The following is an 11,172-nucleotide window of genomic DNA, read 5'->3' as shown; positions in this document are numbered from 1 at the left end:
TCTTATTCAGCTTCTTGCTCTAATAAACGAACGCCATTACCCGCTAAAAAGTGATCTGGCTGAATTTCAGTTGCTTTCTTAAATAAAGCGAGAGCCTTCTCATTATTTTCCTCAAATACGTACGCAACACCTAAATTGTAATACGCATCTGCATGCTCCTCATCCATTTCTAATACCTTTTCAAAATAAGGTTTCGCCTCTTGAACGTGTTCTAATCGCGCGAAGCAAAGTCCGCACTGGAATACAGCTTCTACATCGTTTTCATCTAATTCTGTTGCTCTTTGTAAGAATGGTAGTGCAAGACGATCATTTCCAAGCTGTACATGTGTGATACCTAACATAAATGTTACATCAGCTGATTGTAATCCAGCTTGCATTGCTTGTTCAAATACAGCTTTCGCTTCAGTAAATTGCTCTTGGCCATAATATACATTTCCTAAACCATAATAGGCTGCTGCAGATTTATCATCTAACTCTAGTGCACGTTTATAAAATAAAATCGCTCGCTCGCTATCACCTAATACGTCTAATAAATTTGCAAAATTAATGTACCCAAGCGCATCTTTCGGATTTTCTTCGATTGCTTCTGTAAAATTTTTAGCTGCTTCTTCCCAGTTTCCTTCTTGCATATATTGAATACCTGTTTCAAGTTTGTTTGACATGTCCTTCACCTCTACAACAAATTATAACAAAGAATGTATTTTCCAAGCGAACGAAAATTCGCTTTATGTAAAAGAAACCTCTAACCGCTAATCGGCAGAGGCTTCTCGTTTATCCTAAATAATCCAATTTCTTACCACTACGGTATACTTCATCAATTGTAGCACCGCCTAAGCACTCATCTCCATCATAGAAAACGACTGCTTGTCCTGGTGTAATTGCACGAATTGGCTCATCACAAAGAATACGAACTGTATTTTCATCAACTATTTGAACCGTTACTTTATTGTCTTCTTGACGATAACGGAATTTCGCCGTGCACTTAAATTCTGTTTCTTTTTCTTTGTTACTTACCCATCCTACATTCGTAGCAATAACTTCATCACCATATAGAAGTTCGTTATGGAATCCTTGATCAACATATAAAATGTTTTCTTTTAGATTTTTCCCAACAGCAAACCATGGATCACCATTACCACCAATTCCAAGGCCATGACGTTGTCCAATTGTATAATACATTAAACCGTCATGCTTCCCTTTCACTTCACCAGATAATGTTTGCATTACACCTGGTTGTGCCGGTAAGTAGTTACTTAAGAAATCTTTAAAGTTACGCTCACCAATGAAGCAAATACCTGTACTATCTTTTTTCGCCGCTGTCGCTAAGCCAGCTTCTTTCGCCATTTCACGAATTTGCGGTTTCTTTAATTCACCTAACGGGAACATTGTTTTTGATAATTGCTCTTGGCTTAATTGATTTAAGAAATATGTTTGATCTTTATTGTCATCAACACCGCGAAGCATTTTATATTCGCCGTCCATATAAGCAACGCGTGCATAATGGCCTGTTGCCACATAATCCGCACCAAGCGCAATTGCATGCTCTAAAAATGCTTTAAATTTAATTTCTTTATTACACATTACATCTGGGTTTGGTGTACGACCAGCTCGGTACTCATCTAAGAAGTACGTAAATACTTTATCCCAGTATTGTTTTTCAAAGTTTACTGCATAATACGGAATACCAATTTGGTTACACACTTCAATTACATCATTGTAATCTTCTGTTGCTGTGCAGACACCATTCTCATCTGTATCATCCCAGTTTTTCATAAAAATTCCGATTACATCATAACCTTGCTCTTTTAATAAAAGTGCTGCTACAGATGAATCGACGCCACCGGACATTCCGATGACAACGCGTGTTTCGTGAGGTAGTTTGTTCATCATGTCACCTCCCATGCTAATTTTGTGTTAATCGCTTCACGATTTTCACTGTTTCGTACGCCGCTTTTTCAATTTGCTCTTTCGTATTTCCAAGTCCAAAACTAAAGCGTACGGATGAACGTATTTGATCGGAGTCTTTTCCAAACATCGCTACTAATACATGTGATGGATCAATCGAACCAGCTGTACAAGCAGAACCGCTTGATACTGCAATACCAGCAAGGTCTAAGTTCACAAGAAATGGTTCAATGTTCATTCCTGTAAAACTTACATTAAGTACATGCGGTAAGCGATGTTCTAAGTTTCCGTTTACCTCGAAAGTAATGCCTTCATTTTTGAAGACAGATACCATTATATCTTTAAACTCTTCATATTGGGCATTTTTTTGCTCACGAGTTTTTTCAGCTATAAGAATTGCATGCTGAAGCCCAGCAATACTAGGCACATTTTCCGTACCAGCACGGCGTTTTCTTTCTTGCTCTCCGCCTATTAATAACGGTTCAAATTTCACATTTGCACCAGCGTATAAGAACCCTACACCTTTTGGCCCATTAATTTTATGAGCTGAAATTGATAATAAATCAATTCCAAACTCTTTCACATTAATTTCTACTAAACCGTAAGCTTGTACCGCATCTGTATGGAAATAAGCTTGATGATCTTTTAGCAACTTTCCTATTTCCACAATTGGTTGCATTGTCCCTACTTCATTATTCCCAAACATAACAGATACAAGAATCGTCTCTTCTGTTAATGCCTTTTGTATGTCAGAAACTTGAATAAGCCCTGTTTCATCGACAGGTAAATATGTCACTTCAAACCCTTCACGCTCTAACAATTCGCACGTATGCAAAATCGCATGATGTTCAATTTGCGTCGTTATTATGTGGTTACCTTTATGACGGTTCGCACGTGCTACACCGATAAGCGCTAAATTATCAGCTTCTGTACCACCGCTCGTAAATATAATTTCATTCGGATTCGCATGAATGCTGCGTGCACACACTCGTCTCGCCTCATCTACTGCATGGCGAGTTTGACGTCCATAAAAGTGAATACTAGACGGGTTCCCGAATATTTCTGTCATATATGGAATCATCTTTTCGACCACTTCTGGGTGAGTCGGAGATGTCGCAGCATGATCTAAGTAAATGCGTTCCATTAAATCTCCTTCTTTCCAAATCGTTTCACAAGGAATTAAATGTAAAACATATAGCCCCCGTGATTTTCTTCCTCATAACGTACTAAATCTTCTAACGTTGTACTATCTAACACTTCTTGCACCGCATCACGAACACGCATCCATAACTGGCGCTGTGCTGGCTCTTCTTCTTCTATCATTTCTACAACACTAATCGGTCCCTCTAATACACGGATTACATCCCCAGCTGTAATGTTAGCCGGTTGATCAGATAATACATATCCGCCGTATGCCCCGCGCGTACTCTTTACAAGACGAGCGTTACGAAGTGGTGAAATTAATTGCTCTAAGTAATGCTCGGATAAGTCATGCGCCTGCGCAATTGATTTTAATGAAATCGGACCTTCACCAAACTTTTTTGCAAGATCAATCATAATTGTTAAGCCATAGCGGCCTTTTGTTGAAATCTTCATCTATTTTGCACCTCTTTTCAAATTTTCACTTCTATTGGTTATATCTTATTTATAAAAAGAACACAATTTAAAATCCTATGAAATTATAGCATAATATAGTATTATAAGAAATTTCAACTTGTGTATCAAAATGATAACATAAAATCACATTGAAAAACTCGGAAATTATTACAATTGAAAGAAAAATGAAAATATTAACCTTCATTTTTCCCATAAAACAGCATCCTATTTCAAATTCCGTAGAAAAAAATGATACGATAGAACGAGATTATATATTAAGGGAGACGGTCCAAATGAAACAACCACTCGCACATCGAATGCGCCCTACAAATATTCAAGAAATTATTGGGCAACAACATTTAGTTGGTGAAGGAAAGATTTTATGGCGAATGGTCCAAGCCAATCATTTTCAATCTATGATTTTATACGGTCCTCCAGGTACAGGAAAAACATCCATTGCCAGTGCAATTGCAGGAAGTACCGGTACCCCGTTTCGTCTATTGAACGCTGTTACTCACAATAAAAAAGATATGGAAGTTGTCGTACAAGAAGCGAAGATGCATCGACACCTCGTTTTAATTTTAGATGAAGTTCACCGTCTAGATAAAGCAAAGCAAGACTTTCTATTACCTCACTTAGAAAGCGGACTTCTTACTTTAATTGGTGCTACGACAAGTAATCCATTCCATGCAATAAACTCCGCTATTCGAAGCAGGTGTCAAATTTTCGAATTACACGCACTAACAGAAGAAGATATTTTAATTGGGTTAAAAAGAGCTTTAGAAGATAAAGAAAAAGGGCTTGGAGAATATGCAGTAACGGTAACAGATGAAGCACTACATCACTTTGCAAACGCCTCTGGTGGTGATATGCGTTCCGCTTATAACGCACTTGAGCTTGCTGTATTATCTAGCTTTACTACAGACGATCAAGCGGCTGAAATCACACTCGAGATTGCAGAAGAATGCTTACAAAAGAAGAGCTTCGTCCACGACAAAGGCGGCGATGCTCATTATGATGTATTATCAGCATTTCAAAAATCAGTGCGCGGAAGTGATGTAAATGCAGCACTCCATTATTTAGCACGCCTTATTGAAGCAGGTGATTTACAAAGCATTGGCAGACGCCTTCTTATTATGGCTTATGAAGATATTGGACTTGCTAGCCCACAAGCTGGACCACGTACACTAGCTGCAATTGAATCAGCTGAACGAGTTGGATTCCCAGAAGCACGCATCCCACTTGCAAATGCCGTTATCGAGCTATGCTTATCACCAAAATCAAATTCAGCTTATAAAGCACTTGATGCTGCATTACACGATTTACGCAACGGTCAAACAGGTGACATTCCAAGCCATTTAAAAGATAGTCATTACAAAGGCGCAGAATCACTTGGAAGAGGCATTGGATATTTATATCCGCACGACCATCCAAACGGCTGGGTAAGGCAACAATACTTACCTGATAAAATAAAAAGCAAGCAATATTATAAACCGAAAACGACAGGAAAATTTGAGCAAGCACTTTCTACTGTTTATGAAAGATTACAAACTTCGAATAAAACGAAAAATAAAGGGTAACATAAACGAAAACGTCACCATTATGGAGGCTTCGCTTATGAAAACACGTCAAGATGCATGGACAAAAGAAGATGATCTCCTTTTAGCAGAAACTGTTTTACGACATATTCGCAGCGGAAGTACACAAATAAAAGCATTTGATGAAGTTGGCGATGCGTTGAACCGGACTTCAGCAGCTTGCGGCTTTAGATGGAATGCTGAAGTAAGACCGAATTACGAAGATGCGGTGCAGCTTGCAAAAAAACAACGTAAAGAATTAAAACGTTCTGAAGCTAATATAGAAAAAAATCGGTTCACGAAAACGAAACAACTCGTAATTGACGCCGATTTTTCAGAAGATATTACGCCAAGTAAACAAGATCTTACAATGCAAAATGTCATTTCATTTTTACAAAATTTAGAACATAACAATCCTTCACTTGCAAAGTTGCAAACTGAAAATGATGTATTACAAGCTCAACTCACCTCTCTGCAAAAAACGAATCATGAACTTGAAACGAAATTAGCGGTACTCACAAAAAAACAACAAGCAATCGAAGAAGATTACGCGATGCTTGTTCGAATTATGGATCGTGCTCGAAAACTTGTTTCAGTCGAAGAGCAAGAAGAGCAAATTGCCCCGATTTTCAAAACCGATCAAAATGGGAATTTAGATATTATTTATTCTGCAGAGAATTAAAAACAGGGATGTCACTTTTTTAACTGAGTGACATCCCTGTTTGTTTTCGGTGAACCATATATAGATATCGGTAAATGAAATTATATTAACGGTTTTTCGAATATATCTATCACAACTTGCAATATATCAACGATTTTTCAAATTTATCTATCACAACTTACAATATATCAACGATTTTTCAAATTTATCTATCACAACTTGCAATATATCAACGATTTTTCAAATTTATCTATCACAACTTACAATATATCAACGATTCAATAAAGGATATCGATTTAACGACAAAGATTGACAATAACATTCCTCCTTGTCATACAAGGAAACTCCTACAACAGAAATGTTATTATAAACATATACCTTTAAAGGGAGATGGTCGCTATTTCATTAATAATCTTCAAAATAACTCTTGGCCTTCTCGTCCTAACTTTAGCTCTTTTCACCATTAACAGTCTAAAAAAGACATCCGCCTATAAATCAGATAAATATGATTATTGCTTACTAACCTTACTTACATTTGAACTAGTAGTAATGCAAATATCCATATTTCTTTAATACATGTCAACTCCCCCCACTGAGATGAAACATTTCAGTGGGGGCTTGAGTTAGAACGCTAGGTCTTTTCGTCTATCGCTAGACAGTTGACGCTCTAGTATTCATGCCACCTTACGGTAACACCCCAAGTATGTTTTTGGTTGGTACTGGCAACGAACGATTGTTTTCCCACTTGCACCACCCTTTCGAAAAAGAGCAATTCTTCCTTATAGAAGAAGCCACCACTCAGATGACTCCGGCGTGTGCTACAAGCCCCGACAAGTCGAGTACACATGGATGGTTGACGCACCCACTAAGCTATGCGCGAAGCAACAGCCTTACATTTTTGCACTTCTAATAGAATCGGCGTTTTCACCTTGAGATTGTCATCCAATTCTACAACTCTTGATTTTTGCAATGTATTCAATGCACCATTAATATCAGCATGGATACATGTTCCTGCTTTACTTTGGTACAGACCACGAGTCATTCGTTTGCCACTAAAGTGATAATACTTCTTATCATCCTTAGACCAAACAGGAATCGGATCTTTGTCTAGGAAACTGGCTTTTGAAGTATAGCTTTCTTCTTGTTTCAAAAATCGGATGCCTTCTTTTACACACTTATTCTCAATTGCTGCAATCAGTTTATGAAATGGGATTTGAACAAACTTTTGATTATTCTTTTTTCCCATATCTGATTTTTGTTTCCAACCAGCATTATACCCTACGACAACCGTATCTATGCCAAATACTTTCACTTTTTTGAACAACAAGCCTACAGTTTGTGAAATGTAACCATTTATTTGTCGTTCTCGTTTATGCCAAAGTGCGGCCATTTTATTCGTTACAACGCGTTTTGAAAGTCCATTTTCCATATTTTTCAGTTGCAGATTACGTATCGCTTTGTTGAAATATTGGTTTATGGATTTTAATTTTTTTCCATCAATTAAAAATGTATCACCCGTATTTGTCACGCAACTTACTAATCTGTCTACACCTAAATCGCAACTCAAAGCGCTACTAGTAGTCGTGGATTGTTTCTTCATTTGAGAAACGTACATCTCATATGTGTAATGCACCTCAAAGAACCGACCTTTTTGCTTCGGTACAATCTCAATGTAGGAGATTTTTTTATTTCTCAAGTTTTTAGGCATACATATTTTAATGGAACCGAATTTTTTTCTGAATGCCACATTCATCGGAATGATCCAATACCCGTTATCATCCACTTTTGGAACTTGATAGATTTCAATGATTCGTTTGTCATTTGAACGAGAATAATTTGGAAACTTAGGACGACCTGTGAATGTTTCAGTTTTTTTCTTCCACTGTTCCAATGCCTTAAAAAAGCTTTTTACTTCTGCATATAAGGCTCTACGAATTGCTTGGACAGAGTTTGATTGAATGCCCCAGTAGTTCATATCGGTTTGCATGGCAGTGTCCACTTCTTTTACAGTAGCCATTTTATTATGATTCAAGTAACTTTGTTTCATCGTGTACAACCCAACATTTCGTAACGCTTTTGAACTATGTGACATGCGTTGCAGTAAGCGGAATTCTTTTGCAGTCAAGCAAGCTCGCCCAATATTCTGTTTCTGCGTGAATCGTTGCATGTTTTCTCTTTTCTTTTGTTTACGTAATACTTTCACTGCTTTCTTTCTAACCATTGCTTTCACCACCTTTCTTAGAGAGTTTATTAAAATTATTTCTTTTAGCTCAAGTAACCAAATTATTATTATCCAATTTCGTTATCTTACGATATATTCCCTCCTTATCTAAGGGCAGATTATATCGTAAGACAAAAAGAAACAAATATTCGCCCTCAAGAAATTGTTATGAACGAAACAAAGGTGTTTGGTCTACCTTCTTACGGCAACTCATCTCCACCTGAATTGTTGATTTTCACCCGTAACACAAATCAGATGGAGTTTTCTTTCCCAAAGAGATAAAAAAGCATATATCCAAAATGGATATATGCTTTTCTTTTATTCTTGCCCTACACGTTTCACTTCTACGTTTTTAATGCGTTCACGTACAACGTGACTTGCCATAATTAAGCCTGCCACAGATGGTACGAATGCATTTGATGAAGGCGGTAATTTCGCCTTACGAATTTTTGCATTCTCGTCTGGTACAATTTCTTTACGTACTTCTTCACGAATTACGATTGGGTTTTCGTCAGAGAAGACAACTTTTACACCTTTTTTAATACCCTCTTTACGAAGCTTCGTACGAATGACTTTCGCAATTGGATCTGTATGTGTTTTAGAGATGTCCGCAATACGGAAACGAGTTGGGTCCATTTTATTCGCTGCACCCATACTTGAGATAATTTTAATTTTACGACGTAAACATTGTTTAATTAAATGAATTTTGAACGTAATCGTATCAGATGCATCCACTACAAAGTCTAAACCGTACTTAAAGAACTCTTCATATGTTTCATCTGTATAAAACATTTCTAGTCCAATTACTTCACACTCTGGGTTAATGTCCGCGATACGCTCTTTCATTAATTCTACTTTTGAACGTCCTACAGTAGATACTAAAGCGTGAATTTGACGGTTTACGTTTGTAATATCTACAACGTCTTTATCAACTAATACGAGACGTCCTACGCCAGAACGTGCTAACGCTTCAGCTGCAAAAGAACCTACACCGCCAATTCCTAAAATACCGACTGTACTATTTTTTAATATTTCAAGTCCTTCTTTACCGAAGGCTAATTCATTACGTGAAAATTGATGTAACATTCAGCTCTACACTCCTATTACAAAAATGGTCTACCATGTATTCTAGCGTTTTTCCGACTATTTGTATAGAAAAAGTTATAGAATTCCTAAAAATACATATTTCGAGAATGAAAACATAGACCAGAATTTTATTTCTTCCTAAATACACGTTTAAAAAAGAGGATTTAGAGAACCGAGCAGATCGAGGCGCTGAAGCCAGGAGGAGCGCAGTGTAGAAACACTACTCGAGCACCGGACTGGCGAAGCAACGATGAGATGCGACAGTTATCTAAACCGGACTTTTTAAACAACCTCTCAAAAAAAGTCTAGACGGTTATAGTATAACCATCTAGACCCTATTCTTACTTCTCTTCTTTCAAGCTTAATTTTAAGTTCAGTTCTTCAAGCTGCGCTTCTGCAACTGGGCTTGGAGCTTCTGTTAATAAGCAGCTTGCGCTTGCTGTTTTCGGGAATGCAATTGTATCACGAAGGTTCGTACGGCCTGCAAGTAACATAACAAGACGATCTAAACCTAATGCGATTCCGCCGTGTGGTGGTGTACCGTATTCGAATGCTTCTAATAAGAATCCGAATTGCTCTTGCGCTTCTTCTTGTGAGAATCCAAGTGCTTTGAACATTTTTTCTTGTACGTCACGCTCGTAAATACGAAGTGATCCACCACCAAGCTCATAACCGTTTAATACAAGGTCATATGCTTGTGCACGTGCTTTTTCTGGTGCTGTTTCTAGTAACTCAACGTCTTCACGGAATGGCATTGTGAATGGGTGGTGAGCTGCGAAGTAACGATCTGCATCTTCATCGTACTCAAGTAGTGGCCAATCAGTTACCCATAGGAAGTTAAATTTACTTTCATCAATTAACTCAAGCTCTTTACCTAGACGTAAACGAAGTGCGCCTAAGCTATCTGCAACAACGCTCTTCTTATCTGCTACGAATAGTAATAAGTCGCCAGCAGTAGCTTCTAATGTGCTCATTAACACATTTGCATCTTCTTCACCGAAGAATTTCGCAATCGGTCCTTTTAGGCCGTCTTCTTCAACTTTAAGCCAAGCTAGACCTTTTGCACCGTATACTTTCACGAATTCAGTTAATGCATCGATGTCTTTACGAGAATATTTACTTGCAGCACCTTTTGCATTAATTGCTTTTACTTGTCCGCCGCTTTCTACAGCACTTGTAAACACTTTAAAGCCACAATCTGCTGCAAACTCAGATAAGTCTGTTAGTTCCATTTCAAAGCGTGTATCTGGCTTATCAGAACCGTAGCGAGCCATTGCATCAGCATATTTCATACGAGGGAATGGTGCACTCACTTCTACACCTTTTGCATCCTTCATAACTTTCGTCATCATACGCTCCATCATATCTAAAATTTCATCTTGTGTTAAGAATGAAGCTTCGATATCGATTTGCGTGAATTCTGGTTGACGATCCGCACGTAAATCTTCATCACGGAAACAACGTGCTACTTGATAGTAACGCTCAAATCCGCCGACCATAAGAAGCTGTTTAAATAACTGTGGTGACTGTGGTAATGCATAGAATTCACCATCATGTACACGACTTGGCACTAAATAGTCACGAGCTCCTTCTGGCGTGCTTTTCGTTAAAATTGGTGTTTCTACTTCTAAGAACTCTTCTGTATCTAAGAAGTTACGAATTGTTTTTGTTACATCGTGACGCATTTTGAATGTGTTGAACATTACAGGACGACGTAAGTCTAAATAACGATATTTTAAACGCACATCTTCTGATGCATCTGTATCATCAGCAATGATAATTGGCGTTGTTTTCGCTGCATTTAGTACATTTACTTTTGTTGCTTGTACTTCAATACGACCAGTTGCCATATTGTCATTAATTGCGCCTTCACCACGTTCAACAACTGTACCTTCTACGTGTAATACGTATTCGCTACGAATTGTTTCTGCTACTTCTAACGCTTCTTTTGATGTTTCTGGGTTAAATACAACTTGTACGATACCTGTACGGTCACGTAAATCGATAAAGATTAATCCACCTAAGTCACGGCGTTTTTGTACCCAACCTTTTAATTGAACTGTTTGTCCAACAGCTTCTACTGTTACTTTTCCACATGCATGTGTTCTTTCAGCCACTGTAAGTTC

9 protein-coding genes are annotated in these 11,172 nt (G+C 37.8%); 2 read left to right on the top strand and 7 right to left on the bottom strand.

Going from position 1 to position 11,172, the window contains the following annotated elements:
* Window positions 1-2: 2 nt before the first annotated feature.
* The 4 genes from MR136_RS01775 to cymR all read right to left on the bottom strand — a co-directional run bounded on the left by MR136_RS01775 (window position 3) and on the right by cymR (window position 3,501).
* Window positions 3-662: a tetratricopeptide repeat protein gene (locus MR136_RS01775; RefSeq protein WP_000066409.1), complete on the bottom strand. Its 660-nt coding sequence runs from the start codon at window positions 660-662 to the stop codon at window positions 3-5.
* A 109-nt stretch (window positions 663-771) separates the two neighbouring features.
* Window positions 772-1,887, bottom strand: coding sequence for a tRNA 2-thiouridine(34) synthase MnmA (gene mnmA, locus MR136_RS01770; RefSeq protein WP_001038010.1), 1,116 nt, complete (start codon window positions 1,885-1,887; stop codon window positions 772-774).
* A gap of 16 nt (window positions 1,888-1,903) precedes the next feature.
* The gene (locus MR136_RS01765; RefSeq protein WP_000439881.1) at window positions 1,904-3,049 is read right to left on the bottom strand and encodes a cysteine desulfurase family protein; all 1,146 of its coding nucleotides are present in this window, start codon (window positions 3,047-3,049) and stop codon (window positions 1,904-1,906) included.
* A 35-nt stretch (window positions 3,050-3,084) separates the two neighbouring features.
* The gene (cymR, locus tag MR136_RS01760; RefSeq protein ID WP_000704116.1) at window positions 3,085-3,501 is read right to left on the bottom strand and encodes a cysteine metabolism transcriptional regulator CymR; all 417 of its coding nucleotides are present in this window, start codon (window positions 3,499-3,501) and stop codon (window positions 3,085-3,087) included.
* Window positions 3,502-3,794: 293 nt separating this feature from the next.
* Between cymR and MR136_RS01755 the strand changes: the two genes are divergently transcribed.
* Both MR136_RS01755 and MR136_RS01750 read left to right on the top strand, forming a co-directional pair.
* Window positions 3,795-5,081, top strand: a complete 1,287-nt coding sequence (locus tag MR136_RS01755; protein WP_000812943.1) for a replication-associated recombination protein A — start codon at window positions 3,795-3,797, stop codon at window positions 5,079-5,081.
* Window positions 5,082-5,118: 37 nt separating this feature from the next.
* Entirely contained in the window at window positions 5,119-5,760 is a 642-nt protein-coding gene (locus MR136_RS01750; protein ID WP_000857713.1) for an RsfA family transcriptional regulator, read from the top strand.
* Between the two features lie 844 nt (window positions 5,761-6,604).
* Here the strand turns inward: MR136_RS01750 and MR136_RS01745 are convergent.
* From MR136_RS01745 to aspS, 3 genes are all read right to left on the bottom strand, one after another.
* On the bottom strand, window positions 6,605-7,960 hold the full coding sequence (locus tag MR136_RS01745) for an RNA-guided endonuclease TnpB family protein (protein WP_000251808.1): 1,356 nt from the start codon (window positions 7,958-7,960) through the stop codon (window positions 6,605-6,607).
* Between the two features lie 318 nt (window positions 7,961-8,278).
* Window positions 8,279-9,046: a tRNA threonylcarbamoyladenosine dehydratase gene (locus MR136_RS01740; RefSeq protein WP_000903179.1), complete on the bottom strand. Its 768-nt coding sequence runs from the start codon at window positions 9,044-9,046 to the stop codon at window positions 8,279-8,281.
* 341 nt (window positions 9,047-9,387) lie between these two features.
* Window positions 9,388-11,163: an aspartate--tRNA ligase gene (gene aspS / locus MR136_RS01735; protein ID WP_000840891.1), complete on the bottom strand. Its 1,776-nt coding sequence runs from the start codon at window positions 11,161-11,163 to the stop codon at window positions 9,388-9,390.
* Between the last annotated feature and the right edge of the window lie 9 nt (window positions 11,164-11,172).

Source organism: Bacillus cereus group sp. BfR-BA-01311, assembly GCF_022664295.1.
Classification (GTDB): domain Bacteria; phylum Bacillota; class Bacilli; order Bacillales; family Bacillaceae_G; genus Bacillus_A; species Bacillus_A cereus.
The sequence above is the reverse complement of the archived record's forward strand: the minus strand, read 5'-3'. Positions and strand labels throughout refer to the sequence as shown.